Here is a 26,521-nt window from a genome sequence, read left to right as displayed (position 1 = left end):
TCAGCGATGAGCCAGGCGGTCAAAAAGGGGCTCAGCCGACCATGGCACTCTGGCCTCCGTCGACCGGGAGCAGGACGCCGGTGATGAAGCGGGCCTCCTCCGAAGCCAGGAAGAGGGCCGCGTTGGCGATGTCCCATGCCGTACCCATGCCGCCCTTGAGCGGGACCCGCTGGTGACGACGGGCCTCGTAGCCCTCCCTCTCCTCCTTGTCCATGCCGTACTCCGTCGCGCCCAGGTCGACGCCGATCGGGGTGTCGATGAGGCCCGGCATGATGGCGTTGACCCGGATTCCGTAGCGGGCGTTCTCCAGGGCCATCTGCTGGGTCGCGGCGTTCATGGCCGCCTTGGACATCTTGTAGGTGATGGGCGGATTGCCGGGAGAGGGGTTTCCGGCGATGGCCGCGATGGAGGAGATGTTGGTGATCACACCACGCTCGGCGGCCCGCATCACGGGGAGCACCGCCCGGGCCATCAGCAGGATGCTGCCAGAGTTGATCATCATGTTCCGTGCCCAGTCGTCGGGCTCGACGGAGGTGGGAGAGCCGTCGCCGATGGCCACGCCCACGTTGTGGTGCACCACGTCGAGACGGCCGAAGCTCTCGACGCAGGTGGCGACCGCGGTCGACCAGTCGTCGGCCACCGACACGTCCCCCTGGACGGTGACCGCGGTTCCGCCCTGCTCCTCGACCAACCCCGCCGTGACCAGCATCGAGTCCAGGTCACGGTCGATGAGGACGAGTCTGGCGCCCTCCCGGGCGAAGATCAGTGCCGTCGCCCTGCCGTTCCCGATCATCTGGCCGGGAATCTGTCCGGCCCCGGTGATGATCGCGGCGTACCCCTCCAGCCGGCCGGTCACGAGGCACCCGCCAGGCCGGGGTCGATCTCGACGCCGAAGATGTTCGGCGCCATCGCCGTCATCGTGTAGAAGCCGACGGTCATCGGCACCCGGTCACCTCCCACGGCCAGCCCGTCGAGCAGGCGTCGTGCCTGCTCGCCACCTTCGCCCTCGGGCAACGGCGGAATACGTGTCGTCATGCCGTTACTCGTGAGTGTGTTCTGGTAAGCGCGCTCCCAAGCAGCCCATGCCTTACGACATGAGCGTTCTCCCTTTCGGGAGTTCCCGCTTCACCGCCAACCGCCCGGCCTTACGACCTGGTCTCACATCGGCTCCACGAGCGTTCAACGTCTCCCGCAACTCTGGGCGACATGACCGCGAGCACGATCAGCACCCCAGGAAAGCGAAACCCTTGCCGGCTACGACAAGACCACGACCAACCGGCCGCACCACTACCCTGAGTACACCAGAGCATAACAGAGCGTACTCGCGACCGAGCGGCTATCAGCCCTTCGATTGATCGTGGCGCTGATTCCCCCGAGCGTGTGCGGGGAACGATGAAGAGCATCCCCAGACATCGGAATCCAATTCGGAGATCCTGCGATCAAGTCGAGCACCGGTCGGCGATGACGGGCCTTGCGGCAGGGGCAACGGCGCGTTGAAAGGTGTGCCTCCGCCGGTCACATCTCACACGGTGATGACGACCTTGCCGCGCGCGTGCCCCTTCTCCAGATACCGGACGGCCTCGGGAACCTCGCTCAGCGGATACGTCCTGTCGATGACCGGCGTGATCTTGCCCGCCTCGATCAGCTCCCTCAGCAGCCGAAGGTCCTCCGCACGCGGCATCGAGAAGAGCCCGCGCAGCCGCTGCCCCACGAACGGTGCGAGCATGAGCGCCCGGAGCTGGCGATCGTTGCCTCCGATCCACCGCCCTCCCCGCTCGCCTCCGACGATGACGAGGGTTCCCCGGGGAGTGAGGGCACGCCGGAGGTGTGACAGCGGGCGGTTCCCGGCGGCGTCGAGGATGAGGTCGTAGTGGCGCGCCCGGTCCGCGAAGTCCTCGCGGGTGTAGTCGATGACGTCGTCGGCGCCGATCGATCGGACCAGGTCCGCCTTGGTCGTGCCGCACACGCCGGTGACCTCCGCGCCGAACGCCTTGGCCAGCTGCACCGCGAACGTCCCCACGCCTCCCCCCGCACCGATGATCAGGACCTTCTGCCCCGGCTGCACCCTTCCCGCCTCGCGAAGACCCTTCAGGGCGGTGCAGGCCGAGACCGGAACGGCCGCCGCCTGCTCGAAGGTGAGGTTCGCCGGCTTCGGCGCGAAGCTGTCCTGCCGGGCGGAGGCGTACTCGGCGAAGGCTCCGTCGCAGGTGCCGAACACCTCGTCACCCGGTTTGAACCGGGTCGCGTTCCCGCCGACCGCCTCGACGCGCCCCGCGACGTCCATCCCCCGGACCCGGACCTTGGGCCTGCGGAACCCGAAGCCCATGACGCGCGCCAGATACGGCAGGCCCGTCATGAGATGCCAGACGCCCGGATCGACGGCGGCCGCGTGCACCCGTACGAGCAGGTCGTCGTCCCCCATCACCGGCCTGTCGATCTCCCTGAGTTCCAGGACGTCGGGGGAGCCGTACCTGTCCTGGACGATTGCCTTCACCGTGTCTCTCCTGCACTGTCCGCGTACTGGAAAACATCGTCGAGCGAGACGTCGAACACCCGGGCGATCTGAAAGGCCATCTCCAGCGAGGGCGAGTAGCGGGCCTGCTCGATGGCGATGACGGTCTGGCGGGTCACGCCGATGCGGTCCGCCAGCTCCGCCTGTGTCATCTCTCCGTGCGCGAACCGGAGGGCGCGGATCGTGTTGGTGACCCTGGTCGGCTTCACCACGGCCAGAAGCCCCGGCGGTAGGCGAAGATCTTCGCAATGGATCCGACGACCGCGGACAGGACGAACATCAGATAGACGACGTTGGCGATCCAGAAGTGGTCCAGCTCGGCCAGCGACATGCCGAGCGCCGCCACCCCGCCGATGACGACGAACGACTGGCCGGTGTACTCGCCGAATCTGTAGATCTCCCGGTCACGCTGGTCCTTCTTGCCGGCGTCCTTGGGTGAGGCGATCGCGACCGCGATGCGCAGCACGATCGACACCACGATCGCGGCACCGATGCTCCACAGCATCGTCGACACGTACGGGACCTCGGTGAGCGGGACACCGTCCGCTCGCCCCAGAACGAGGACGAGGTAGGCCGCATACCCGCACACCGCGACCACGCCCATGATCCAGGCGCTCTTCTCTTCGGATGACATGCCTCGAATGTAAGACAAAGCCAACATCATGTCTAGTTTTCTTAACATCGCTCCGCGGCGGCCACCCCGAGGGCACGAACGCCGTACCCTCGTCCGGGCGCAGCAGCCCGACGGCCATGGCCGGCGCGGTCGTCTTCCCCGCTCCGTTCGGGCCGACGCTCGACCGGAGGCGGCGAGAGATCAGCGGTTGCGGCTCGCCAGGAAGCGGTGCCACTGCGGCGAGGTCCGGGCGAGCAGGCGCAGGGAAGCCGGGACCGTGGGCCGCGGGTCGTTACCACCGAGACGGAGGGTGGTCAGCGCGGTGAGGTCCGGGAGCCATTCGGGGACCTCCACCAGCCGGTTGCCGCACAGATCGAGCTCGGTCAGCGCGGTGAGGTTCCGCAGCGGCTCGGGAAGCTCGGTCAGCCGGTTGTCGTGCAGGTCGAGCTTGGTCAGGCCGGTGAGGTCACCCAGCGACCCGGGGAGCTCGGCCAGTTCGTTGCCCCACAGGTAGAGCCAGGCGATGCCGGTGAGGTTACCGATCGACTTCGGCAGGCTCGTCAGCCGGTTGTCCCACAGGCAGATCCTGGTGAGCGCGGTGAGGTCGCCCAGCCACTCGGGAAGCTCGGTCAGCCGATTGTCCTGCAGTTCGAGCCTGGTAAGCGCGGTGAGGGCGCGCATCGACTCCGGCAGGCTGGTCAGCCGGTTGGTTTGCAGCTCCAACTCGGTGAGCGCGGTGAGGTTGCCGAGCCAGTCGGGAACCTCCTCCATGTGGTTGTAACCGAGGCGGAGCTCGGTGAGCGCGGTGAGATTGCCCAGTGACTCGGGAAGGCCGACGGGCGGCCGGCAGTGCGTCACGCCGAACGAGGTGAGCGCGGTGAGGTCGCCTATCCAGTCGGGAATGTCGAACGGCTCCCAGCCGCCGCCCAGGGAGAGCCTGGTGAGAGCGGTGAGCTTTCGCAAGGAGTCGGGAAGCCCGGTCAGCCGGAGGTCGAACAGGGAGAGGCCGGTGAGAGAGGTCAACTCGCCGAGCCACTCGGGAATCCGAGCCAGCTTGTTGTGGCCGAGGTCGAGTTCGGTGAGGGCGGTCAGGTTCACCAGCCGTTCGGGGAGCCCGACGAGGTTGTTGTAGGACAGGCGGAGCCGGGTGAGGCCGGTGAGGTCGCCCAGCCACTCGGGAAGCTCGGTCAGCTCGTTGAAAGTCAGGTCGAGCTCGCGCAGCTGCGTCAGGTCCCTCATCCGCTCGGGCAGCTCCGTCAGCTTCAGCCCGCTCAGGCTGAGCGTGGGCGCCCCTTCCCGCCCGCACCTGTTGATCCGGGTCAGGGCGGCCTTCGGACCGTTCTTGACCGCCATTGAGAGATCCCCTTTCCGAGGCGAACGAAATGATCGGGGTGACCTGGGCGGCTCACCGGCGAGAAGCCTAGGGACCGGCACTTGCGGATGGCTGGTGTCCGTCTTTCCGAGCCGCACCGAACCCTTCGCGCTCCGCGCGGACCAGGCTCGGGCCGCGCCCGACCGGCACCTCTTCACACCGCGCCTGCCACTAGCGGGTATGTCTCACCTCGGGGAAACGCGCGGACCATCACTCGGGATCCCCGGCGGCGATCGGGAATCCGCGCTACAGCGGCACCGTCGTCCCGGCCTACCCCTCGGCGACCGGCCGGTAGGTGCACACCTGCACGCCCTTGTCGTTGATGGCCGTGGAGGCCAGTTCGAACGTGCGCGACGCGCCGTCGTCGGGGAAGATCGTCTTTCCGCCGCCGAGAAGCACCGGCATGATCATGAGTCGGAGCTCGTCGACCAGGCCCTCGCTCAGCAGGGTGCGCGCGAGCGTGGGGCTCCCCATCACCACCAGGTCGCCGCCGTCGCTCTCGTGCAGCTTCCTGATGTCGGCGACGGCCTCGTCGCCGGGGATGCGGGTGGTGTTGTTCCAGGTCAGCTCGTCGTCGCCCAGCGTCTTGGACACGACGTACTTCGGGATGGCGTTCATCCGGTCGGCGAACGGGTCGCCGGCCCGCCTGGGCCACGCCGCGGCCATCGTCTGCCAGGTGCGGCGCCCGAACAGCAGTGCCCCGGCCTTGGTCACCGCGTCGTCGAAGGTGCCGCCCACCACGTCATCATCGAAGAACGGGTGCGACCAGCCGCCGTGGGCGAAGCCACCGTCGGTGTCCTCTTTGGGTCCGCCCGGCGCCTGCACAACGCCGTCCAAGCTCATGAACTCAACAATCACGATGCGCATGGGACTGGCTCCTCTGGGGTTGCGTTGCTGGTTTTCGGCGCCGCTGATCTGGTCGCGGCGCGAGGGATGAAGGTGTTACCTGACGGGCTGACCGGGACCGGCCGGTCAGCCGAAGTGCTCGGCCATCCAGGTGTCCCACGCGGACTGCTCGTCACGGCCCGCGAAGTTCTGGTGACCGAGCACGAGGGCGTCGCCGCGGTCGGTACCGGAGTGGATGAACCGGTACAGGCCCTCGTCCGTCCGAACGCCCAGGTTGACGGGCAGGTTCGCGTAGTAGACGACCCCGGCGGAGCCGTCCGGGAGACGGACGTCGTCGCCCTCGGCGACGTCCTGCGTGACGCCCAGTTCCTGGGTGACGGTCTTCCAGGCGGCGTCCGGGCCGCCCGCTCCGGGCCGGAAGGCCGTGGTGACCGATGGGGTGCGGCCGGTGAAGTGCGCGAGGTACTGCTTGAGGGTCTCCTGGTAGATGGGCCAGCCGGCCTGCATCGCCTCGAACTCGGTCTCCCAGTCGTCGCCGAGCATGCCACTCTGCACGATCCGCAGCACGGTCGTGCCGCCGCCACGCCCCTCGATGAGGTATTCGAGCGCCATGAACCGGCCGTCGGGGGCCGGCGCGCCGCGGGTCGCCAGGCGGGCGCCCGGCTCGTAGGCGGTGATCGTGGCCTGCTCGGTGTGGCCCAGCATGGTCAGGTTCGCCGGGCCGCCCTCGGCGGTGCCCATCTCGGTGCGTCCCATGAACCAGGAGTCGACGCCCGGCCCGGTCGCGATCGCGTCCCAGACCTGCTCGGGCGTGGCGCTGAGCTCGATCTCCTGGCTCAGCTCGAACGGGTGCGTCATCGGGTTTCCTTCATGCTCGGGTGGACGGCGACGACGATCCGGTGGTCGCGGCCGTGCTCGGCGGACTGGTCGTGGTACTTGGACACCAGGGTCGTGACGGCCCCGGCAAGCTCCTGGGCGAACGCGGCCCGGTCGGCGGCCGAGGCGAAGCGCACCTCGGTGTCGATCGCGAAGGTCGCGACGCGTTTGCGCGCCTTGGCGGCGCCGGCGATGAGCGCCCCGACGTCGCGGACCAGCCGGGCCGCGACGGCCAGCAGCCAGCCGGCCGACAGCTGGTCGGGAGAGCGGGCCGGGTCGGGCTCGACGGACGCCAGCGCGGCCGGGGAGATCACGTAGGAGGCCGCGGTCGCGCGCATGATGCGCTCGTTGACGTTGCCCTTGCGCCGCTCCTCGATCATCTCGACGAGCCCGTGCGCCTCAAGCGTCTTGAGGTGGTAGTTGACCTTCTGCCGGGGCAGGCCGACCTTGGCGGCCAGCATGGTCGCTGAGGCGGGCTCGCTCAGCTCGGCCAGCAGCCGGGCCCGGATGGGGTCCAGCGAGACCTCGGCGGCGGCCGGATCCTCGATCACGGCGATGTCCTGCATGACCACAGGCTATGACCGACAAATTAACTTGTCAAGGAAGTCTTATTTATCGGCACACCGGCCTTGCAGGGCTCGGGTCCCGGCGAGCCCCCTACCGAGGTCAGGGCAGGACCGCGCCGGGCTCTCTCCCGGAACCCGCCGGCTCCGTACGCGCCGAAGGTTGGCTCGCACCTACGCGATCCCCGCCCGCGAGAAGCGACAGGCGGCCAAAAGTGCGTCGGTTCCGGTCCTGGTATTCGCCATGCCGATGTACGTGCCACGGTGAGCTTTCGGGTGCGAGATAGCCTGACGTGGTGGGCGTCACCTCTGGTAGCTACGCGTTGGGACCTGAGTCCGGCCGGCTCATCGTCAATACGACCCGTACCGGGCTGGGCGCGAAGGCCGGCCATGACCTCACCATCGAGGTCACCCGTTGGCACGGCGATGCCACGATCGACGTCGCCGATCCGGCCGGCTCCTCGGTGACCGTCAAAGTCGACGCAGGGTCGTTCGAGGTCCGGGAGGGAACCGGTGGCATCAAGCCGCTCACGGACTCCGATCGTCGGGAGATAAAGAAGAACCTTCAGGAGAAGGTCCTGCACGTTGAGCGTTACCCGGCGATCACGTTCCGATCGACACGGATCAGCGGAACAGCGGAGTCGTTTCACGTCGAGGGCGATCTCACCATCGTCGGTGTCACCCAGCCCGTCACGCTCCAGGGCCTGCTGACCGAGGACCGCGTACGCGGCTCGGCGACCATCGTGCAGACCCGGTGGGGCATCCGGCCCTATTCAGCGTTCTTCGGCACACTCAAACTCAGCGACGACGTCGAGGTACGGTTCGACGCCGGTCTCTCCCCGGGGCGGTGACTCCGAGCATGCGAGCCCGATGGCCCGATCTTCAGCCCTTGATCGAGATCGTCCACGGGTGCCGGTGAGGCCTCGCCCCCGTCACTTGGCTCCATCTCCTGAGGCCTCACACCGACGCCGACTTCCCGGGTTCGGGTCTGGGCGAGCCGGTGGGAATCGCTGCCGGTCTCGATACCGGGCCGGACGGTCAGGACGTGGCGCTCAAGGTGTGCGGAACCAGGAGACAGTGACAGCCGGGATCAAGATGCCGCGATAGGTGACGGCGCACCTGTCTTACTTTATGACGAGAAGATGAATGAAAGCTGAATTGTCAGCGCATCATGGATGCCTCACTTCGCCCTGTCGTCATATCTCACATAATTCAATATAGAACGCTGTTTTATCGCTATATGGGGCAAGCTTTCGAGGGATCACATGAAGCGTTGGATCGGCGTCGGGCTGGCGCTGCTCCTCGGCGCCGCCGTAGTGGCGGCGATCGTGGTGGGCAACCGTGGCGGCGGCGCGGAGACGCGGGAGCTCACCCTGGTCCGCGGGGTGATCGGATCGGAGAAGAAACCGTTCTTCGACGATCGGCGGGTGCGGGCCGTCTTCGCCGAACACGGCCTCCGGGTGGAGGTCGACACCGCCGGATCACGCCAGATCGCCGCCTCGGTGGATCTCAAGAAGTACGATTTCGCGTTCCCGTCCAGCGCTCCGGCGGCCGAGAAGATCAAGCGTGACCGGGGCGCCACCCGCACGTTCGCGCCGTTCTCCTCCCCCATGGCGATCGCCACCTTCAAGCCGATCGCGGACGTGCTCGCCAAGGCGGGCGTCGTGCGGGACTCCGGCCTGGGCTACTGGGTGTTCGATATCAAGAAATATCTGGATCTGGTGGCCAAGGGCACCCGGTGGGACAGGCTGCCGGGCAACACCGCCTACCCGGCGCGCAAGCGCGTCCTGCTCACCACCACCGACATCCGCACCTCCAACTCCGCGGCGATGTACCTCTCGATCGCCGGCTACGTGGCCAACGGCGACGACGTGATCACCTCGAACGCGCAGGGCTCCAAGGTCGCCGGAGCCGTCGCCCCCCTCTTCCTCGACCAGGGATACTCCGAGACCTCCACCGAGGCTCCGTTCGAGGACTACCTGGCTCTGGGGATGGGGAAGACACCCATGGTCATGATCTACGAGGCGCAGTACGCCTCGCGCCTTTTCGCGGGGGACGGCTTGATCCGCCCCGACATGCGGCTGCTCTACCCCTCGCCCACGGTCCTCAGCAAGCACACGCTCGTACCGTTCGGCGCGCAGGGCACCGAGGTCGGCCGGCTCCTGCAGGAGGACCCGGAACTCGGGCGCCTCGCGGCCCTGTACGGCTTCCGCACCGCAGGCGCCAAGGCGTTCGACGACCTGGTGGCGAAGGCAGGGGCTCCGCTGCCGGCCGGCCTGATCGACGTGGTGGAGCCGCCCGACTACGAACGGCTGGAGGGCATGATCACCGCGATCGACAGGCTCTACCGATCCGGCGTGGTTCCCTCCCCCACCCCCTGACCTCGCCTTCCCACCGTTTCGAGGAGAGACCACCGTGAGCGATCTCGTGCTCAGCCCGCCGGAACCCGTGGCCAAGGTGCCCGTGGAGAAGGCGGCCACCATGCTGCCGGTACCGGAGGAGCGAGGCGCCGAACTGGCGGAGAAGGCAGGTGGCTTCGCCGAGGAGCTGAGCGGCCTGGACCCGCGGTCGCCGGAGTTCACCCGCAAGGTGCACGACATCACCTCCATGGGTGACTCGGAGATCCGGGCCTCCTCCCAGGTGGCGAACCGCATGCTGAAGCGTCCGGTGGCCGCGCTGGCGTCCGCCAGGGGCGAGGGCAGGGACGCGCAGGCGGCGGTGGCCGGGCAGCTGACCGCGCTGCGCCGGACGATCGTCGACCTCGACCCCAAGCAGGCGTCCACCCCGGCCAAGAAGCTGCTGGGACTGATCCCGTTCGGCGATAAACTACGCGACTATTTCGCGAAATATCAGTCGGCGCAGCGGCACATCGACGACATCATCCGCGCCCTCAAATCTGGGCAGGACGAGCTGCGCAAGGACAACGCGGCCATCGAGGGCGAGAAGACCAACCTGTGGGAGTCGATGAAGCGCCTGCAGGAGTACGCCCTGCTCGCCGCCGCCCTCGACTCCGCGGTGGAAGACAAGATCATGCATGTCGAGGCGGCCGACCCGGAGAAGGCCACCGCCCTCCGCTCGGACGCGTTGTTCGGCATCCGGCAGAAGCACCAGGACCTGCTGACCCAGCTCGCGGTGTCCGCCCAGGGTTACCTCGCGCTGGACCTGATCCGCAAGAACAACCTTGAACTGATCAAGGGCGTGGACCGGGCGACCACGACGACGATCGCGGCGCTGCGCACGGCCGTGACCGTGGCGCAGGCCCTCGCCAACCAGAAGCTCGTGCTCGACCAGATCACGGCGCTGAACACCACCACCTCCGACCTGATCGTGGCGACCAGCGAGATGCTGCGTACCCAGGCGGCCGACATCCAGACCCAGGCGGCATCCACCACGGTCGACATGGACGCGCTACGCAAGGCGTTCGACAACATTTACACCACCATGGACATGATCGACACGTTCAAGGCCAAGGCCGTGGAGAACATGGCGATCACCGTGGACAGCCTGACCGTCGAACTCGACCACGCGCGCACCTACCTGGAACGCTCTCGGCACGGCGACGAACAGGCACTCCCGCGATGAGAGCACGAACGGGTTCTCGCCCGATCAGGCGGGCGCTCGCCGCGCTGACCCTGCTGGTGGCCTCGGCCGCGTGCGGCGGGGCCGACACGCCCGCCACCCCCGTGGACGGTCCCGACGTGCTCCGCGTCCTCGCGGGAAGCGAGATCGGCGACCTGGAACCGCTGCTCAAGCGGGCCCGGGACGCGATCGGCGTGCGGGTCGCGCTGTCGTACGCCGGAACGCTCGACGGAGCCGACCAGGTGGCGCGCGGCGGCGCGGACGGGCAGTACGACGCGACGTGGTTCTCCTCCAACCGCTACCTGTCACTGATCGACGGGGCGACCGCGCGGCTCTCGACCCAGACCAAGGTCATGGTCTCGCCCGTGCTGCTCGGGCTGAAGGCCTCCAAGGCCCGCGAGCTCGGCTGGGACCGCAAACCCGTTACCTGGAACGACATCGCCTCAGCCGCGCGCGCCCGCGAGTTCACCTTCGGCATGACCAGCCCCGCGGCGTCCAACTCCGGGTTCTCCGCGCTGGTCGGTGTGACGGCGGCGCTCTCCGACGCCGGGGAGGCGGTGGACAAGGCCCAGATCGACGCGGTGACGCCCAGGCTGAAGGAGTTCTTCTCGGCGCAGACGCTCACCTCCGGCTCCTCCGGCTGGCTCGCGGACGCGTACGCCAGGCAGGGCGAGGTGGACGGACTCGTCAACTACGAGTCCGTGCTGCTGGGCCTCAACGCCTCCGGCAGGCTCTCCGAGCCGCTCACGCTGATCTACCCGAGCGACGGGGTGGTGACGGCCGACTACCCGCTCACGCTGCTGAGTTCCGCGACACCGGACAAGAAGGAGCTGTACCGGAAGCTCGCCGCCTGGCTGCGCACCCCGGAGATCCAGCGGGAGGTCATGACCACGACCCACCGCCGGCCGATCGTCCCCGAGGTCGGGCCGGACCGGCGTTTCGGGTCCGCGTCGCTGGTGGAGCTGCCCTTCCCCAACCGGCGCGACGCGGCCGACGAGCTGATCGGCGTCTACCTCAACCAGGTGCGCAGGCCGTCGCGGACGCTGTTCGTGCTGGACACCTCCGGTTCGATGGAGGGCGAACGGATCGACGCGCTCAAGCAGGCGCTGACCGCCCTGTCCGGCGCCGACACCTCCGTCAGCGGATCGTTCTCGCGCTTCCGCGACCGCGAGACGGTCACGATGATCCCGTTCAACACGACCCCCGGCACCCCGCAGACCTTCACGCTGCCCGACCGGAACCCCGAACCTGTGCTCCAGCGAATCCGCTCGTACAGCGAGGCGCTACGGGCGCACGACGGCACGGCGATCTTCGACAGCCTGCGGGCCGCCTACCAGGAGGCCGGGTCGTCGGCATCGGAGGACTTCACCTCGATCGTGCTGATGACGGACGGCGACAACACCGACGGCAGCTCGTACCACGACTTCGCCGGCTACTACGCGTCACTACCCGTGAAGTTCCCGACCTTCGTCGTGCTCTTCGGCGACAGCGACGTCAACGAGATGAAGCAGATCGCCCAGCTCACCGGTGGGGCGACCTTCGACGCCCGGAAGGGGTCGCTGGCCGCGGCTTTCAAGGAGATCCGTGGCTACCAGTAGTCCTGGCGGCCGTATCCTCGCCTACGCCGGGTCGACCAGGAACATCGCCGGATGCGCCCTGGCACTCGTCGGGGTGGCCCTGGTCTTCCTCGACGTCGCCGGGACGTTCTGGCCCGTCGTGGTCGCCGGGTTGTACGGCGTCGGGGCGCTGCTGGCCCCGGCGGACCGGGTACGTCTCACGATCTCGCACGCGGAGGTGGAGTCCCGGCGGCTCCACGCCGACCTGGACACCCTGCTGGCCAAGATCGGCGGGAACCGGTTCCCCGACGACGTGGTGGCGAGAGTCGGCGTGCTCGCCGAGGTGGTGCGCGACATCCTCCGGCGGGCGGACGCGCTCACCTCCGCACCCGACCACCTGCACATCGTGTCGCAGACGATCAGGGACTACCTGCCGTCCAGCCTGGAGGCGTACGCGAACCTGCCCCGCTCGTACGCGCTCACCCGGCGCGGCGAGCGGGAGCGCAGCGCCCACGAGGAGCTGCTCGCCCAGCTCGACCTGCTGGACACCCAGCTGCGCAAGGTGGCCGAGTCGGTCTACCAAGGCGACGAGCAGGCCCTGCGTGACCAGGGCAGGTTCCTCCAGGACCGGTTCGGCGGCTCCGGCCTGGACCTCTGACCGCCTGACGTCTCCGGCGGCACGGAGAGGCCCCGGACGGGCGTCGTACGAGGTCCTGTTAGGCCGGGCGCGGATATGTCGTGTCGATGAGGTCGCGCAGGAAGGCGTCGAGGTCGTCAAGCCCGTAGGCCTTGAGCACCTGCGGCGGTTGGGTGAGCAGGTAGGTCAGCGCGGTGCTGACGCACATGGTCACGATGGCGGCGCCGCGTGGGGTCGCCGCCAGCCCGGCGGCCTGCTGTACTCGCAGGTGCAGCGCGAGGTCCGCCTGGTTGAGCTCGGCGAGGGTGGCCTGCACCTGCGGCCTGCGCGCGGCCTCGGCGTGCAGTTCCAGGTAGGCCAGGACCCGTGACCGGTTGACGGTGACCGCACGGTCGAGCAGTTCGGCTTCGGGGAGACCTGGGGGCCGGGCCAGGTCTTCGGCATCACGCCCCAGGAGCCCGGCTCCACCAACTGGTACGCCGCGGTGGCCACGCCGCAAGGGCGAAGGGAGAGCCTCGACGAGTTGCGCGCCCGCTTCGCCGACTGGCACGACCCGATCCCGCGCGTCCTCGCCGAGGCCGAAGAGGAGACGGTGCTGCGGCACGAGATCCATGATCTGTCCCCGCACCTGAGATCCTTCGTCACCGGCAACGTCGCCCTGGTCGGCGACGCCGCGCACGCGATGACCCCCTCCCTCGGCCAGGGCGCCTGCCAGGCCCTGCTGGACGCCGCCACCCTCGCCGACCTCCTGGCCACCCCAAGGACCCCGGCGGACGTGGCGATCGCGCTGCGCGCCTACGACGCCCGGCGTCGCCGGCCCGCCCAGCGCCTGGTGACCATGTCGCGCTGGATGACCCGCCTGGCCGGCACCGGCCGCCTGTCCGGCGCTCGCAACGCGCTGCTACAGATTCTGCCCGCCTGAGCGCGGACATCGCCGCGGGGCTCGACCGCATGCGACCGACGAGCTCGACGCGTGCCCGGTCGGTGATGTGTTCCGGCGCATGGGCGACAAGTGGAGCATGCTGCTGGTGGTCCTGCTCGGGAGGCGCCCGCACCGGTACAACGAGTTGCACCGTGCCATTGAAGGCATCAGCCGGCGCATGCTGACCCGCACGCTGCGCAGCCTGGAAACCGACGGGCTGGTGCGGCGCGAGGTGCACCCGACCGTGCCGCCCAGCGTCGAGTACAGCCTGACCCCACTGGGGCGCACCCTGCTCCAACCGCTGTCGGCACTGGCGGACTGGGCGGTGCGCCACGAGGCGGAGATCAACGAGGTCCGATCCCGCCACCTCGGCACCTAGGACCTGCCCGAGCTCACGTTCGAGGTCAAAGCCACCGTCGCGGCCAAACTCCTGAACGGCGGCACAACGCCCCGGGCCCCTCGCCAGGGCCCGGGGCGTTGTGACCGATCCGAACGAGACGGCCCAGGTCACCCGGGAGTCCCGGCACGCGACGACATCGCGCGCCCCGTCAGCCCCGCTTCGGAGGGCGCGTGTGCATGGGCGCCGCGATGCGGTTCCACAGGTTGATCTGCGCCACCTGGGCGACCAGGTACCCTGCCTCCTCCGGCTTGAACGCGGCGGCCACCGCCTCCCAGACCTCGTCCGACACGCCGTCGGGCCGCTCCGTGGCGGCCTCGGCGTAGGCCAGCGCGGCCCGCTCGGCGTCGGTGTACAGCTCCGACTCCCGCCAGGCGGACAGTTGGTAGATCCGATCCTGCTTCTCACCGAGTCGCAGCGCCTCGTGGACGTGCATGTCGATGCAGAAGAGGCAACCGTTGATCTGCGAACTACGGATCTTGACGAGCTCGCGGATCGCGGGATCCAGCGGCCCCTTCGAGATCACCTGCTCAGCCTGGACGAACACCTTGTACATCTCGGGCGCCACCTCGGCGAGGTTCAAGCGTGACATCGTGCTCCCACCTTTCTCGGTCTCTCTCCCGGTTCTCACCAGGGAGACGAGGTGGCACCCGCCGCTGTGACGGCCTTTGCCAGAAAGATTCGCGAAAGTTCAGCGCGCCGGGTCGATGTGCGAGAGCTTGTCCGGATTGAGCACCCGCCGGATCGCCAGGATCCGGCCGTCTGCCGCGACGTCGAAAGTATCGACCAGGATGACCCGCTCGTCTCGGTACGCCACCAGCGCGAGCTCACCGCCCACCTCGCGGGGAACGAGCGGGAAGAGCCCCAACCGCCCGGCCACCCGGGACAGCACCATGGCGATCCGCTCACCGCCGGAAATGACCTTGCGCGCGGCGGAGACCTTGCCGCCGCCGTCGGTGACGTACACCGCGTCGGGATGCAGGAGCTCGACCAGGGCCTTCAGGTCGCTCGCCTCGTACGCGGCGCGGAACACCGCGAGCACCCGCTCGCGCTCCGGGCGACTCGCGCGTGGCTGCTGCTTCGTCGCGGCCACCCGGCGCCGCGCCCGTGAGGCGAGTTGGCGGCCGGCCGCGGGAGTGACGCCGAGCACCCGGGCGATGTGATCGAAGGGCACCTCGAAGACGTCGTGCAGCACGAACGCGACTCGCTCGGGCGGCGTGAGCCGATCCATGACGACGAGCATCGCCATGCTCACCGACTCGTCGACGAGCACCGGCTCGGCGGCGTCCGGACCGGTCAGCAACGGCTCGGGCAGCCACGGGCCGACGTACGTCTCACGCCGCACCCGTGCCGACCGGAGGATGTCGTAGGACCTGCGGGCGGCGACCGTCACCAGCCAGGCCCGCAGATCCTCGACCCCGGACAGGTCGGCACCGGTCGCGCGCAGCCAGACGTCCTGCGCCACGTCCTCGGCGTCGCCGGCACTACCGAGCAGTCGATAAGCCGCCCCGAACACCGCAGGCCGGTGCTCGGCCCACTCTTCCTCGGTCACACGCAGACGCTACAAGCAGCGCCGCCGACCTGCGTATCCGTTGCCCAGGCCCCGAGCCAGTCGCCCGGAGTGGTTCATCTGCGGCCTCGTCGGGCGAGCGCGTTGCCGGCCGCGCCTATCGCGAAGCCGAAGGCGATCATTAAGACGTAGCTGTAGATCTCGTAGCCTTCGGGGGCGAGGAACCGGAGGAAGCCCATGAAATGGATCCAGCCGAACCACTCGTGCAGAAGGCCGCTCCCGCCGCCGGCGACGAGGATGAAGCAGAGCAGACCCGACAGGGTGGCCAGGGGCGACTTCGAGTTGGTGGAGGTCATGGCTTCACGGTAGGCAGGTGATGCCCGGCGCGGAATCAGGCTTAGGACGGTCATGCGGTAACCAAAGTTGGCCGCCGACGATCGAGGGGGTGTACTTAAGTATCCGGTCGCACGGATTCCTGCTCGCGGATGAGGCCCGGCGTGGATCGCGGGGCACGCGCCGTATCCACCCACCCCCGGGACCGGGCCGCCGACCTGGGACGGTCGAGCGGCGGGCAGGGTTGACCGGCCCGGCGATGAGGGGATGTGACCGGCTCATCGCGTGACTCGCTAGCCTAAGGCGCGATGAACCGTTTCACGACGTCAAGAGGTGAGTTCGAGCTCACCCGCTTCCCCGAGGATCCCCGCGACCCGTTTCGCGCCTGGGACGCCGCCGACGAATACCTGCTGCGGCACCTCGACGGCGAACAGGCGGACCTGTCGGGCACCGTGGTCGTGCTGGGCGACCGGTGGGGCGCCCTGGTCACCGCGCTCGCCGATCACCATCCCGTGCAGATCACCGACTCCTTCCTCGGCAGGCAGGCGACCCTGGCGAACCTGGAGCGCAACAAGGTCACCGGGAACGTCGCCGGGAACACGGTAGGGCTCCGCACGACCAGGGACGCGCCTCCGGACCGGATCGACGTGCTGCTCATCCGAGTGCCCAAGAGCCTCGCACTCCTTGAGGACCAGCTGCACCGCCTCGCACCGCACCTACACTCCGGCACGGTGGTCGTCGGCGCCGGGATGGTCACCGAGATCCACACCTCTACGCTGCACCTGTTCGAACGGATCCTCGGGCCGACCAGGACGTCGCTGGCGGCGAAGAAGGCACGGCTCATCTTCTGCGCACCGGACCCCGGGCTTCCCCGAAGCGACAACCCGTGGCCGCGAAGCTACCCGCTGCCCGCCGGTGTCGGAGCCGTCTCGGGTCTGACCGTCACCAACCACGCGGGCATCTTCTGCGCCGACCGCCTGGACGTCGGCACCCGCTTCTTCCTGAAGAATCTGCCGCAGCGCCGTGGGCGCGAACATGTCGTGGACCTGGGCTGCGGCAACGGGGTGGTCGGGCTCGCCGCCGCACTGGGCGACAGCGAAGCCCAGGTGACGTTCATCGACGAGTCCTATCAGGCGCTGGCCTCGGCGGAGGCCACCTTCCGGGCGAACATGGCGGCGGGCACCACCGCGGAGTTCCTGGCGGCCGACGGCCTGTCAGGCGTACCCGCCGGGACGGTGGACCTGGTGCTGAACAACCCGCCGTTCCACACGCACCGCGCGACGACCGACGCGACGGCCTGGCGCATGTTCAACGGCTCCCGCGCCGCGCTGCGCCGCGGCGGCGAGCTGTGGGTGGTCGGCAACCGGCACCTCGGCTACCACGCGAAGCTCCGCCGGCTCTTCGGCAACTGCGAGGTCGCCGCGAGCGACCCCAGGTTCGTCGTGCTGCGAGCCGTCAAGCGCTGACCGCGCACCCCCTGTCCCAGGGGAATCGAATGCGCCGTCAAGGCCGCGCGGGAACGGTTGAAAAGGATCGCGTTTCACAAGAGGCGAAGGCCGTGTCTGTCCGCCCAGGCCGATATGGCCTCGGCGATCAACACGGGCTGGTCCTCCGGCGTGTGATGCCCGGCGACGGCCTCGGAGTGTTCGATCTCCAGGCCGGCGATGTTCGCCGCGCACCACGCGACGATGCCCTCGTGCATCATCGCCCCCGGCCCAGGCGCGAACGTGAGCAGTAGCTTGGGCACGTCCGCGCCGGCCTTCAGCCACCGGTCGTACGCCTCGATCCTGGCCACGACGTCAGCGGGCTCACCGCCCAGCGGCATCGAGCGCGGCCACTGCAGGAGCGGCAGCCTGCTCTCCCGGGTCGGATACGGCTTGCGGTAGACGTCGAGGTCGCCCCGGGTGAGCGCCGTGGCGACGGTGCCGGGCAGGGCTTGCTCGATGAAGGCGTTGTCGTCGAGGATCATTGTTTCGCCGATGCCGGCTGTCTTGATCGCCTGGAACAGCCGCCGGCCGCCTTCGGGGAACTCCTCCCAGGCCATCGGCTTGACGATGGTCTCGGTGAACGCGATGCCGCGTACCCGGTGCGGGTGACGCGCGGCCCAACGGTGGCGAGTCCTTCGAGCGTCACCCACCGGAATCCCACCGCCTGGCAGAGCGCCGCGCGCCCGCCCGGCCCGGCGATGAGGTTCCTGGCCTTACGAGTGGTGCCGACGGTCAGGACACGGGCCAGCCTCGCCTGACCGTCCCAGGTGAAGCGCACCGCGACCACGTGCGGCGAGCCGTCGGGACGCGAGGTGGTCAGGGTGGCCACGTGCGGCTCAGCGAGGAAATCCTCGACCGACATGCTCACCGGAAGGCTGCGGCGCTGCGCTCGGCCCAGGCGGCGAAGGTGCCCGGCGCCCGGCCCAGGACACGTTCGACGTCGGGGCTCACCCGCTGCTCGCCCTCGGTCGGTTCGCCCAGGATGGCCAGAGTGCCCTCGACCACGGGCAGCGGCATGAACCGCGCCATCAGTTTGTGGGCCTCCTCACGGGTCTGTTCGGTGAAGTGGACCGGTTCGCCCAGTGCGGCCGCGATCGCCGCCGCCCGCTCGCGCGGGGTGGTCAGTGCGGGACCGGTCAGGGTGTAGACGGCGCCCAGGTGAGCGTCCTGGCCCAGGACGGCGGCGGCGACCGCGGCCACATCGTCGGGATCGATGAAGGGCAGGCCGACATCACCGAACGGCGCTGCGACCTCCCGCCGGGTGCGGATCGACTCGGCCCAGGCGAAGGCGTTGGTGGCCATCCCGCCCGACCGCAGGACCGTCCAGCCGAGCCCGGACTCCCGCACGGCCGCCTCGAACAGGCCTGGGTGCCGATACGCCTCCGGGCGGGTCCCCGCGCCCTGCGAGGACAGCAGCACCACCTTGCGGATCCCCGCGGTCTTCGCCACCTCCAGGATGCCGTGCGGGTTCTCGCCCGCCACCAGCAGGAACAGCGCCTCCGCCCCGTCGAACGCGACCCGCAGACCGGCCGGCTCGGCCAGGTCGGCGGCCACCGCCCGCACCCCCGGCGGCACGTCGGCGCCGGTGATGTGCCGGGCTACAGCCGTCACCGGCACCTGAGCCTCGGTGAGCATCCGCACCAGCGCCCGCCCGACGTTCCCGGTCGCACCCGCTACCACGATCATGTCGATCTCCCTCAGAAGTCAGTTAGTTGGCTGACTAACTTTGTCGAATGAGACGTTAGCACAGCCCGGCCATCGGCTGTCTATAGTTAGTCGGGTGACTAACTCAATGAATCCTCAGCACCCTCGGACGAAGGCCGCCGGTAAGCGGCAGCGACTGATGGCGGCCACCGCCCGGGTGCTGCACGAGCAGGGCGTGGAACGCACGACCATCGCCGACATCGCCCGCGCCGCCGATGTCCCGGCGGGCAACGTGTACTACTACTTCAAGACCAAGGACGAGCTGGTCGAGGCCGCCCTCTCCGAGCACGCCAGACATCTGGAGGTCCTCACCGGCCGGCTCGACCAGCTCCCCGACCCGCGCGAACGCCTCAAGGGTCTCGTGGACGCGTGGGTCGGTCAGCGCGACACCGCGGCCCGCTACGGCTGCCCCACCGGCACCCTTGCCGTCGAACTCGACAAGCGAACCGAGAGTGGCCTCGACGTCGCGGCGGGCCATGTCATCCGCCGGCTGCTGGACTGGGTGGAACAGCAGTACCGCCAGCTGGGCGTGGCCGATCCCGAGGGCCTCGCGCTGACGCTCGTCGGTGCCTACCAGGGCATGTCCCTGCTCTCCAATGCGCTGCGCGACCCGGAGATCATGACCCGGGAGGGAGCCCGCCTCGTTCGCGAGCTCGACAGCCTGGCGTGACGCACGCCGCCCCAAGGCCGAACTCCACGTCAGTGTCCGCTGGTGTAGCGGCCGGCGAGCTCGGCGCCGATCCGGGCCAGCTCGGCCTGGACGGAGTGCGGTTCGACCACCTCGATCATCGCGCCCCAGCCGGCCAGGTTCCGGGCGATGTCCAGCGGGGTCGGCGCGGCGAGGCGGACCCGGACACGCCCGTGGTCGAGCTCGGCGTCGATGTGGCAGTGCCGGCCGAAGTGCGTTCGCAGTACCGGCACGAACCTGGCCTCGATGAGCACGGTCGCCCAGGTGCGTGACCGCCGCCGCTCCACCTCGCCGACGACCTGTTGCCACGCGGTGGCGAGCGTGAAGTCGTCCGGGCGCTCGGCGGGCTGGTCGGTCGGCTCGGCCCCGGTGATCCGGTCGACCCGGAAGGTTCGCCGTCCTCGTTCGGTCCCGGCGAGCAGGTACCAGATGTCGTCCTTGTCGACCAGGCCCCACGGGTCGACCAGCCGTTCGGTCCGCTCCCGGGCACTGTCGGTGTAGGTCAGACGGATTTTTCGCCTGCGGATCACGGCGGTCTGCAGCAGGTCGACCAGCTCGGGCCGGTGGCGATCACGCTCACCCCACCGGGTGGGGTCGATCATCGTGGCGTCGGCGGCGGCCTCGGCGTCGGCCCGGAAGGTCTGCGGCAGCGCCCGCACGAGTTTGCGCAGCGCCGCCTTGGCCTCGCCCGAGACGGCCGCGGCCGGGCCGACGAGCAGGAACAGTGCCTGCGCCTCGGTTGCCGACAGGCCACTGAGATCGGTGCGGGCGCCGCCGACGAGCGACCAGCCGCCGCCGCGTCCTGGCTGCGGGTACACCGGGATGCCGGCCGCGGACAGCGCCTCCAGATCGCGGCGAGCGGTGGCGACGGACACCTCCAGCTCGGCGGCCAGCTCGGCGGCGGTCACCCGGCCACGGGCCTGCATGAGCAGGAGGGTGGCGACGAGACGATCAGCACGCATGCCCCCAGTTTCTCCAACAAAGTGCTCAATTGGTGAGCACTTTGGGGTGGAGCATGGTGACTGTCACCGATCGAAAGAGGGAACCGCCGATGTTGCGAGGACTGGCCACCGTCAGCTTCTGGGCCGACGACCTGGAGGCGGCCAAGAAGTGGTACGTCGAACTGCTGGACGTCGAGCCGTACTTCGAGCGCCCGGGAAACGGGCAGCCGGCCGCCTACTACGAGTTCAGGATCGGCGACTACCAGGCCGAACTCGGCCTCATCGACCGGCGTTACGCCCCGCCGGGCGCGCCCGCCGCCCCAGGAGGCGCGATCGTCCACTGGCACGTCGACGACGTGCGGGCCACCCTGGACCGGCTGCTGTCCCTGGGGGCCACGCCGCACACACCACTCACCGAGTACGGCCCCGGTTTCGTCACCGCGTCCGTGGTCGACCCGTTCGGCAACGTGCTGGGCATCATGTACAACCGGCACTACCTGGAGGTCCTGGGCCGATGATGCACTTCGCGGACGCCGACCGGTGGGAGTCGTGGCTGGCCGAGCATCACGGGTCCGAGGGCGATGTCTGGCTGAAGATCGCCAAGAAGGGATCGACCGAAGCGTTGATCACGATCGAGCAGGCGCTGGAGGTCGCGCTGTGCTAAGGCTGGATCGACAGCCACCGCAGGTCCTATGACGAGCACTGCTTCCTGCAACGGTACTCGCGCCGCCGCAAGGGCAGCCCCTGGTCACGAGTGAACGTCGAGCACGTGGAGGCGTTGGCCGCCGCCGGGCGGATGCGGCCGCCCGGCCTGGCGGAGGTCGCCGCCGCCCAGGCGGACGGCCGGTGGGCGGCGGCCTACACCGCCCAGCGCAACGCCACCGTCCCACCCGACCTGGCCGAGGCACTGGCGGCCAACCCGCGGGCCGCCGCCCGCTTCGAGGCACTCGACAAAACCGGCCGCTACCTGATGATCCTGCCGCTGCTGAAGACCAGAACCCCGGCCGGACGCGCGGCCCGCCTGCGAAAGGCGATCTCCAGCCTGCTGGAGTGAACCATCATCCGTTCCGACCTCTACCGGATGCGCTCCAGGGGTCTTAGGTTGACCCCGGTGTCGTCGAGTTCGTAGACCAGGGCGTGCTCTCGTGGGCCGCGATCCTCCCAACCAGGTGTGCAGCCGCCGGTGGCGTGGATCGCGGCGCGAAGCCGGCTCCCGCCCACGCTGCATAGTCGTCCAGTCGCGCGGCAACACGAACCCTCGCCTGATCGCGAGCCATGGAGCTACGAAAGACGGCCTAACTCCTGGTGTGCGGCAGCCATATCGGCAAGGCATCCAACAGGGCGTCCCACCCCTCCGCCAGTGTCCACCACGCGCCCGCTGCGAGTGCGGCGCTCAGCAGGAGCACCATCACGACCAGCTTCACCAAAGCGCGCCCGGGGGACCGGGTGGAGTGCTGGAAAGTCATCACGGTGCCAGTAGAGCAGGCCGACGAGTGGCATACCAGTCCCGCCGGCACCCACCACAACGAGACGCTGGTGCCGCCTACCGACTCGGGCATTGGACGCCAATGGTCACAGACGGCCTTGGCCCGAAGGAGCCGGGGTGTTGGGCTCGCCTGGGAGGTGGCCGGGAGGGTCGGGGTCCTCCCCCAGCCACCACAGGGCTGACTCCTGCGGCCGGCGATCATCCTCGGGTTCACGCCCTCGCCGGAGGTCCGAAAGACGGCGAAGCACAGGATAAAGACCACCCATGATTACCGTGGCGGTCACGACAATGAGAAAGCCGAAGCAGAACACCAGGCCGACGAGTATGAGCGCTGCGTACACGAATTCGTAGGCAAGCCCGAGGAGAACCTCCTCCGCTCCATCAGGAAGCAAAGCCGCTCCTCATCATGCGCGCCGTAGATGCACGGTGAGGGTATATCGACTATGGGGGAAATGTCTTCCGTGTGCGGTAACGCGGACCCGGTACGGCGAGCGTGCCGACCATAGCCGCCGTTCGGAACCGGCGCGTCCGGACGGCGAGTTGTCGGGTGGAGGGCGGAAGTCCCCCGTCAGGGGCGCGGAGGGAGGGGAAAGCGGAGGGCCGCGGCTGTGACGTGGTCTTTCAGTTGGGTGTCGACGGCGACGTGTTCGACGGAGCCGCCTTCGTTGATGACCGTTTCGGTCAGCTCGTCGAGGACGTCGGGGACCTGACGCGTGGCGCCGCCGCAGAGCGGACAGGTCTGGCCGGAGCGGGCCAGCCAGCCGGATTCGTCGCAGAACACGCCGGGGACCTCGGCACCGTCCTGAATGAGCAGGGTGTCGATCGCGGCGATGGTGCCGCCCCACAGGCATTCGTCGATCCCTAGCGTGGCGTTGCCACCGACGGCGGCCTTCTCGAAGACCTCCTCAACCAGGCGGCGTTCCTCCTCACGTTCGTAGTCGGCGACGAGACGCTCGGCGCTCTCGCGGATGTCCTCGGACGTCGCCACCTTGCCCATGTCGACGTTGAAGACGCCCCCGACCTTCGAGCGCAACTGGTGCGGCAGGAAGTCCAGGAAGACGGCGACCTCATTGCGCTGGCCGCCGATGATCAGCAGGTCGTAGTTCTCGGTGCGGAAGAGCCTGTCGAGCAGGCTCACGGTCTGGCGATAGTGGCGTTTGGCGAGGTCATCGGCCTTGTTGCGGACCGTGTACTCGGCGAGACCGGCCCAGCCGGCGTAGTCGGGCTTGCGGAGGACGCTCCCTCGCACCTCGCCGATCTCGCGTATCTCCTTCTGGTACAGCTCCCATGCGCGGGCCGCCCCCTTGTCGACGACCAGGACGCAGCAGCGGTGATACTCATCGAGCACCGCGAGCATGGGACGGACGTACGGAGTCTGGTCCACCACGACCTGGTCGCGCACCTTGCGCGGGAGCGACACGACCTCGAACAGGTCACCCTCGCTGCACGCGAACACCGCGACGGCACCGACCGTGCCCCGCCCGAGCTCCGGTATGCCCTCGATGCGTTTGATGTCCTGCCGCAACGAGAGCCGTGCCCGCCGGTCGAGCGACGGGTCCTCGGTGAGCGGGCGGATCTGGGTGATGAGGCTGTTCACCCGGGTACGGACGGCCTCGAACTCGTCAAAGCCCACAGCGACGTACATGGAGAGAACCGGCAGGCCGCCGCTATCGAAGCGGATGAGGCGGTCGACAGTGCCCTTGGTGATCATGCGATGTCCTCGTCATGGCGGTCGGATGCTTGAGCTTCGGGGAGTGGTCGTGGATGACCGCCGCGGATCAGGTCGGTCTCCGCCGGGTGCGGGCCATGCCGTACGTCCGCGAGGTGGTGACATGCCGCGCTCGACGGCCTCGGCGAGGTCAGGCACGGCGCTGCGGTCAAGCCGCCATCGGCACATGCGGCGGGCGCGTGAAACTCCGCCGCCCGCCGCCCCGTACCGGCCAGGCCGACACTTATCGTCATGGAAGTCAATCTAGGATCCGCTAAGTAACGCGAAAGGCGAAGCCGGACAACGTGCCCGACAAGATGTCAGCGCAGCTCAGTACGTGTGGCGGTCTCGGTCTCCAGCGGGGAGGCGCCCACCCGGCTCACCGCCGCGCCGGATCGCGCGACATCCAAACCACCTTGCCGCTCAGCCGCGCCGGCAGGGCCGCCTGGGCCAGGCGGATCATGGAAGCTGCCCGATGCCGGTGAGCACCGCGCAGAGCACCGCGACCGCCCCGGCCCCCAGCCAGAGCCCGCGCCGCGAGGTGTCCCTGAGCATCGCCAGCGCCCCCGCCCCGAGGGCGAGCGACAGCAGGTAGAGAGCGTGCGGACCCGTGTGCCCGAGAATGAACCCCGCCGAGGCGAGGTACGGTGCGGGCCCCCAGATCGTGAAGTCCAGGTAGAAGCCGAGCATGTACTGGCCCCCGTGGTCAACCATGATCTTGTTGAAGGCCGTCAGCGCCAGCATGACGAGCACCGACGCCCCCGGCCACGGCAGCCACCGGGCGACGGCCACCCCGAGCAGGCAGGCCCCCAGCACGTTCAGCGGCCCGGTGCCCAGCTCCGCCGGGGACGGGAAACGCTCCAGTTCGTTGCCGGTGATCACGTAGAGCCCGGCGAGCAGGGCCTGCGCCGTACAGGTCAGTGCGAGCGGGCCGAGAGCGGCGAGACAGAGCGCGGCGGTGCGCCGCTCTCGGTCACAGGGGACGACCGACAGCGTCTCCTCGGCCCGCCGCGCGGCGCCGGCGACCAGGTTCGCGGCGAAGAAGACCGGAACCCCCCAGAAGATGGTCATCTCCGAGGTCAGCGCGGCGAACGCGGGTCGCGGCCCCGCCCAGCCGTCCTGGACGACCCGCAGTATCCACAGCGCCAGGCCCAGCAGGGTGAGCGGATGCCGCAGGAGCCGCCAGGCCTCGTTCAGAGCGAGCGACGGCACGACCCGCGGTCCGGAACCGGACACGTCCAGCACCTCGGCGGTCACACCGTCACCTCCGTCGTAGCATCTCCGAACAGCGGCGGGAAGCCATGCACCTCGAACGCCTCACGGTCGCCTTCGGCGGCGACCTTCGAACTCTCGCGGCCGCTCATCCGAGCCGACCTCTCATTGATCTCACATCTGCCTGTCGCACCTCAGCGCCCGAAGGGTTCACGAACCACGCCGGTCTGCCTGATCGATCCCTCAGGCCCGTGTTCCGGATTCGGCCATCGGCAGCGGCAGTCGCCTACTGAGACGGACCCTGGTCGATGCGAAGCCGAAGCGCTCGTGGCCCGCGGACCTGGCCGGTGGACCAGGTCACGGCCGCCGGGTCGGGGAGGCTGAAGTTCGGGATCCGCTCAGGCCAGACCTCCAGGGCGACCCGCGGCTCCATCCGCGCGAGGTGAAAGCCCACGCAGCGGTGGATGCCGAGCGTCTAGGAGAGGTACGGCAGATGGGCCGAGCGGTAGAGCACGACGATCAAGGCCACGATGGCCGCGAACCAGGCGACCAACGCGAAAATCCCCAGGTCGGCATAGCCGTGCCGGACTAACGTGCCGAGCACTCCCAGGCCGACCACGGCCCAGCGTAGTACGTCGAGCAGAACGGCAGGGGAGATGGCCCCCTGAGGACGGATCTGTCTGATGATGGCGTCGGTGATCAGCCAGACGGTGATCAAAGTGCCTGCCGTGTTGGCGAGGCCGATCACCTCCCCCAGGGAGGAGGTCGACAAGGTACGGCTCGAATCCGCGACGGACACGATCGTGGCGACAAGCGAGGTGCAGGCCATGGCGACAGCGGCCAGCCTGGCCCGGCCGAAGGGATCGTCGGCGGATCGCTCCAACCGGAACAGTCCGGACGCGCACAGGCCCCAGCCGAAGGGGTCGAACAGCAGGTCGAAACCGTTGAAGCGGAAGGCACCGAAGACGAAGACGAAACCGGTGGCGATCTTGGCGACCGGGCGCATCTGCCCTGACCTTTCAGGCTTGTCGTCCGCGGATGAGCCGGCCCTCAGAACCACTTTGAACTCAACACCTCATTGCAGACCTTGCCTGCGACACCTCGCTGCCAGGCGAGTTGGAGACGCTCCGTGGGTCCTGTCAGTTGCCATGACTCCAACGTCGCCTCCGCCGACCCTGACCCCATCCAGGTTCTGTACGTGAACCTGACCGGCTGGGGCTCGTGTGGCACCGCCGCGCAGTCGGTGATGACAATGCGCCTCGTCAGGGTTTCGAAGCCACCACCCTTCACGGTGACCACGGAGCGTTCATTTTTCGTCTCGTCAGCGGGTAGCAGGCGGAGGCCCGGCATTTCTGCCGAGATACCGGTGAGGGTGAAGGCCACTCCTTCGTTTTCAAGCTCGATATGCAGGCTGGCGTACAGGACGCCGTTCTTGTCCACCTCGGGGGAGAGGAGGAAATCGTCGATGCTCCACCGGATATGTGGAGTCGGCACCCCCGACCACCATATGCCCGTCACAATGAGCACAAGTGACAGGAAACCGAACACCGTTGCCGAGACCAACGACCGCACACGCTGA

At 68.8% G+C, this 26,521-nt stretch carries 33 protein-coding genes and 2 pseudogenes; 12 read left to right on the top strand and 23 right to left on the bottom strand.

Going from position 1 to position 26,521, the window contains the following annotated elements:
- Window positions 1-31: 31 nt before the first annotated feature.
- From ABZU75_RS01540 to ABZU75_RS01495, 10 genes and pseudogenes are all read right to left on the bottom strand, one after another.
- Entirely contained in the window at window positions 32-856 is an 825-nt protein-coding gene (locus tag ABZU75_RS01540) for an SDR family oxidoreductase (protein WP_355548003.1), read from the bottom strand.
- A complete protein-coding gene (locus ABZU75_RS01535; RefSeq protein ID WP_355548000.1) occupies window positions 853-1,035 on the bottom strand; it encodes a hypothetical protein in 183 nt (60 codons plus the stop codon). Before ABZU75_RS01535 ends, ABZU75_RS01540 begins: the two co-directional genes overlap by 4 nt.
- Before the next feature lie 487 nt (window positions 1,036-1,522).
- Window positions 1,523-2,494 (bottom strand): NAD(P)-dependent alcohol dehydrogenase, encoded by a 972-nt coding sequence (locus ABZU75_RS01530; RefSeq protein WP_355547997.1) that lies wholly within the window; start codon window positions 2,492-2,494, stop codon window positions 1,523-1,525.
- Window positions 2,491-2,694 (bottom strand): helix-turn-helix transcriptional regulator, encoded by a 204-nt coding sequence (locus tag ABZU75_RS01525; RefSeq protein ID WP_355548257.1) that lies wholly within the window; start codon window positions 2,692-2,694, stop codon window positions 2,491-2,493. The genes ABZU75_RS01530 and ABZU75_RS01525 overlap by 4 nt, the downstream gene beginning before the upstream one ends.
- A 23-nt stretch (window positions 2,695-2,717) precedes the next feature.
- Window positions 2,718-3,101, bottom strand: a complete 384-nt coding sequence (locus ABZU75_RS01520) for a hypothetical protein (RefSeq protein WP_355548254.1) — start codon at window positions 3,099-3,101, stop codon at window positions 2,718-2,720.
- Window positions 2,992-3,303: pseudogene (locus ABZU75_RS01515) on the bottom strand (ATP-binding cassette domain-containing protein); the annotation flags it as partial. The pseudogene ABZU75_RS01515 and the gene ABZU75_RS01520, both read right to left, overlap by 110 nt.
- Before the next feature lie 23 nt (window positions 3,304-3,326).
- Window positions 3,327-4,478 carry a leucine-rich repeat domain-containing protein gene (locus ABZU75_RS01510; RefSeq protein WP_355547994.1) on the bottom strand — a complete coding sequence of 384 codons (1,152 nt, stop codon included), beginning with the start codon at window positions 4,476-4,478 and terminating at the stop codon, window positions 3,327-3,329.
- Window positions 4,479-4,767: 289 nt separating this feature from the next.
- A complete protein-coding gene (locus ABZU75_RS01505) occupies window positions 4,768-5,364 on the bottom strand; it encodes a dihydrofolate reductase family protein (protein WP_355547991.1) in 597 nt (198 codons plus the stop codon).
- A 105-nt stretch (window positions 5,365-5,469) separates the two neighbouring features.
- Window positions 5,470-6,201: an SRPBCC domain-containing protein gene (locus ABZU75_RS01500; protein WP_355547988.1), complete on the bottom strand. Its 732-nt coding sequence runs from the start codon at window positions 6,199-6,201 to the stop codon at window positions 5,470-5,472.
- Entirely contained in the window at window positions 6,198-6,785 is a 588-nt protein-coding gene (locus ABZU75_RS01495) for a helix-turn-helix domain-containing protein (RefSeq protein ID WP_355547985.1), read from the bottom strand. The genes ABZU75_RS01500 and ABZU75_RS01495 overlap by 4 nt, the downstream gene beginning before the upstream one ends.
- A gap of 293 nt (window positions 6,786-7,078) precedes the next feature.
- On the opposite strand from ABZU75_RS01495, the gene ABZU75_RS01490 reads away from it, so the two are divergent.
- From ABZU75_RS01490 to ABZU75_RS01470, 5 genes are all read left to right on the top strand, one after another.
- Window positions 7,079-7,633 (top strand): YceI family protein, encoded by a 555-nt coding sequence (locus ABZU75_RS01490; RefSeq protein ID WP_355547982.1) that lies wholly within the window; start codon window positions 7,079-7,081, stop codon window positions 7,631-7,633.
- A gap of 414 nt (window positions 7,634-8,047) precedes the next feature.
- On the top strand, window positions 8,048-9,163 hold the full coding sequence (locus tag ABZU75_RS01485) for a hypothetical protein (protein ID WP_355547979.1): 1,116 nt from the start codon (window positions 8,048-8,050) through the stop codon (window positions 9,161-9,163).
- Between the two features lie 34 nt (window positions 9,164-9,197).
- A complete protein-coding gene (locus ABZU75_RS01480; protein WP_350923240.1) occupies window positions 9,198-10,364 on the top strand; it encodes a toxic anion resistance protein in 1,167 nt (388 codons plus the stop codon).
- Entirely contained in the window at window positions 10,361-11,959 is a 1,599-nt protein-coding gene (locus ABZU75_RS01475) for a VWA domain-containing protein (RefSeq protein ID WP_355547974.1), read from the top strand. Before ABZU75_RS01480 ends, ABZU75_RS01475 begins: the two co-directional genes overlap by 4 nt.
- The gene (locus tag ABZU75_RS01470; RefSeq protein ID WP_355547971.1) at window positions 11,946-12,575 is read left to right on the top strand and encodes a hypothetical protein; all 630 of its coding nucleotides are present in this window, start codon (window positions 11,946-11,948) and stop codon (window positions 12,573-12,575) included. The genes ABZU75_RS01475 and ABZU75_RS01470 overlap by 14 nt, the downstream gene beginning before the upstream one ends.
- A gap of 58 nt (window positions 12,576-12,633) precedes the next feature.
- Here the strand turns inward: ABZU75_RS01470 and ABZU75_RS01465 are convergent, their stop codons facing one another.
- Window positions 12,634-13,053, bottom strand: a complete 420-nt coding sequence (locus ABZU75_RS01465; protein WP_355547968.1) for a hypothetical protein — start codon at window positions 13,051-13,053, stop codon at window positions 12,634-12,636.
- Between ABZU75_RS01465 and ABZU75_RS01460 the strand changes: the two genes are divergently transcribed.
- Entirely contained in the window at window positions 13,039-13,476 is a 438-nt protein-coding gene (locus tag ABZU75_RS01460; RefSeq protein ID WP_355547965.1) for an FAD-dependent monooxygenase, read from the top strand. The two genes, ABZU75_RS01465 and ABZU75_RS01460, sit on opposite strands and share 15 nt — an antisense overlap.
- Window positions 13,477-13,555: 79 nt before the next feature.
- Window positions 13,556-13,855, top strand: a complete 300-nt coding sequence (locus ABZU75_RS01455; RefSeq protein WP_355547962.1) for a helix-turn-helix domain-containing protein — start codon at window positions 13,556-13,558, stop codon at window positions 13,853-13,855.
- Window positions 13,856-14,024: 169 nt separating this feature from the next.
- Here the strand turns inward: ABZU75_RS01455 and ABZU75_RS01450 are convergent, their stop codons facing one another.
- From ABZU75_RS01450 to ABZU75_RS01440, 3 genes are all read right to left on the bottom strand, one after another.
- Window positions 14,025-14,465 carry a carboxymuconolactone decarboxylase family protein gene (locus ABZU75_RS01450; RefSeq protein WP_355547959.1) on the bottom strand — a complete coding sequence of 147 codons (441 nt, stop codon included), beginning with the start codon at window positions 14,463-14,465 and terminating at the stop codon, window positions 14,025-14,027.
- Between the two features lie 99 nt (window positions 14,466-14,564).
- The gene (gene sigJ / locus ABZU75_RS01445) at window positions 14,565-15,425 is read right to left on the bottom strand and encodes an RNA polymerase sigma factor SigJ (protein WP_355547955.1); all 861 of its coding nucleotides are present in this window, start codon (window positions 15,423-15,425) and stop codon (window positions 14,565-14,567) included.
- A 74-nt stretch (window positions 15,426-15,499) separates the two neighbouring features.
- Window positions 15,500-15,739, bottom strand: a complete 240-nt coding sequence (locus ABZU75_RS01440) for a hypothetical protein (RefSeq protein ID WP_355547952.1) — start codon at window positions 15,737-15,739, stop codon at window positions 15,500-15,502.
- Between the two features lie 285 nt (window positions 15,740-16,024).
- Here ABZU75_RS01440 and ABZU75_RS01435 point away from each other — a divergent pair, with 285 nt between their 5' ends.
- A complete protein-coding gene (locus tag ABZU75_RS01435) occupies window positions 16,025-17,182 on the top strand; it encodes a methyltransferase (RefSeq protein WP_355547949.1) in 1,158 nt (385 codons plus the stop codon).
- 74 nt (window positions 17,183-17,256) lie between these two features.
- Here ABZU75_RS01435 and ABZU75_RS01430 read toward each other — a convergent pair whose 3' ends face one another.
- The 3 genes and pseudogenes from ABZU75_RS01430 to ABZU75_RS01420 form a co-directional block, all read right to left on the bottom strand.
- A complete protein-coding gene (locus ABZU75_RS01430) occupies window positions 17,257-17,853 on the bottom strand; it encodes a hypothetical protein (RefSeq protein WP_355548266.1) in 597 nt (198 codons plus the stop codon).
- 29 nt (window positions 17,854-17,882) lie between these two features.
- Window positions 17,883-18,065 (bottom strand): annotated as a pseudogene (locus tag ABZU75_RS01425) (pyridoxamine 5'-phosphate oxidase family protein); the annotation flags it as partial.
- Between the two features lie 2 nt (window positions 18,066-18,067).
- Window positions 18,068-18,889 (bottom strand): NAD(P)H-binding protein, encoded by an 822-nt coding sequence (locus tag ABZU75_RS01420; RefSeq protein WP_355547946.1) that lies wholly within the window; start codon window positions 18,887-18,889, stop codon window positions 18,068-18,070.
- Window positions 18,890-18,983: 94 nt separating this feature from the next.
- Here ABZU75_RS01420 and ABZU75_RS01415 point away from each other — a divergent pair, with 94 nt between their 5' ends.
- Window positions 18,984-19,577 (top strand): TetR/AcrR family transcriptional regulator, encoded by a 594-nt coding sequence (locus ABZU75_RS01415; RefSeq protein ID WP_355547943.1) that lies wholly within the window; start codon window positions 18,984-18,986, stop codon window positions 19,575-19,577.
- A 29-nt stretch (window positions 19,578-19,606) separates the two neighbouring features.
- On the opposite strand, the gene ABZU75_RS01410 is transcribed toward ABZU75_RS01415, so the two are convergent.
- The gene (locus tag ABZU75_RS01410) at window positions 19,607-20,557 is read right to left on the bottom strand and encodes a YafY family protein (RefSeq protein ID WP_355547940.1); all 951 of its coding nucleotides are present in this window, start codon (window positions 20,555-20,557) and stop codon (window positions 19,607-19,609) included.
- 89 nt (window positions 20,558-20,646) lie between these two features.
- Between ABZU75_RS01410 and ABZU75_RS01405 the strand changes: the two genes are divergently transcribed.
- From ABZU75_RS01405 to ABZU75_RS01395, 3 genes are all read left to right on the top strand, one after another.
- Window positions 20,647-21,054, top strand: a complete 408-nt coding sequence (locus ABZU75_RS01405; protein WP_350958579.1) for a VOC family protein — start codon at window positions 20,647-20,649, stop codon at window positions 21,052-21,054.
- Window positions 21,051-21,200 carry a hypothetical protein gene (locus ABZU75_RS01400; protein ID WP_355547936.1) on the top strand — a complete coding sequence of 50 codons (150 nt, stop codon included), beginning with the start codon at window positions 21,051-21,053 and terminating at the stop codon, window positions 21,198-21,200. The genes ABZU75_RS01405 and ABZU75_RS01400 overlap by 4 nt, the downstream gene beginning before the upstream one ends.
- 90 nt (window positions 21,201-21,290) lie before the next feature.
- Window positions 21,291-21,590, top strand: a complete 300-nt coding sequence (locus tag ABZU75_RS01395; protein ID WP_355547933.1) for a YdeI/OmpD-associated family protein — start codon at window positions 21,291-21,293, stop codon at window positions 21,588-21,590.
- 241 nt (window positions 21,591-21,831) lie between these two features.
- Here the strand turns inward: ABZU75_RS01395 and ABZU75_RS01390 are convergent, their stop codons facing one another.
- The 5 genes from ABZU75_RS01390 to ABZU75_RS01370 form a co-directional block, all read right to left on the bottom strand.
- Window positions 21,832-22,005 carry a hypothetical protein gene (locus ABZU75_RS01390; protein WP_355547930.1) on the bottom strand — a complete coding sequence of 58 codons (174 nt, stop codon included), beginning with the start codon at window positions 22,003-22,005 and terminating at the stop codon, window positions 21,832-21,834.
- A 585-nt stretch (window positions 22,006-22,590) separates the two neighbouring features.
- A complete protein-coding gene (locus tag ABZU75_RS01385) occupies window positions 22,591-23,733 on the bottom strand; it encodes a hypothetical protein (RefSeq protein ID WP_355547927.1) in 1,143 nt (380 codons plus the stop codon).
- A 456-nt stretch (window positions 23,734-24,189) separates the two neighbouring features.
- Complete coding sequence (locus ABZU75_RS01380) at window positions 24,190-24,987, bottom strand: hypothetical protein (RefSeq protein ID WP_355547924.1); 798 nt, start codon at window positions 24,985-24,987, stop codon at window positions 24,190-24,192.
- Between the two features lie 430 nt (window positions 24,988-25,417).
- Window positions 25,418-25,948: a hypothetical protein gene (locus ABZU75_RS01375; RefSeq protein ID WP_355547921.1), complete on the bottom strand. Its 531-nt coding sequence runs from the start codon at window positions 25,946-25,948 to the stop codon at window positions 25,418-25,420.
- A gap of 44 nt (window positions 25,949-25,992) precedes the next feature.
- Window positions 25,993-26,469, bottom strand: a complete 477-nt coding sequence (locus tag ABZU75_RS01370) for a hypothetical protein (protein ID WP_355547918.1) — start codon at window positions 26,467-26,469, stop codon at window positions 25,993-25,995.
- Between the last annotated feature and the right edge of the window lie 52 nt (window positions 26,470-26,521).

The organism is Streptosporangium sp. NPDC005286, assembly GCF_040607515.1.
In the GTDB taxonomy this organism is placed as follows: domain Bacteria; phylum Actinomycetota; class Actinomycetes; order Streptosporangiales; family Streptosporangiaceae; genus Streptosporangium.
The sequence above is the reverse complement of the archived record's forward strand: the minus strand, read 5'-3'. Positions and strand labels throughout refer to the sequence as shown.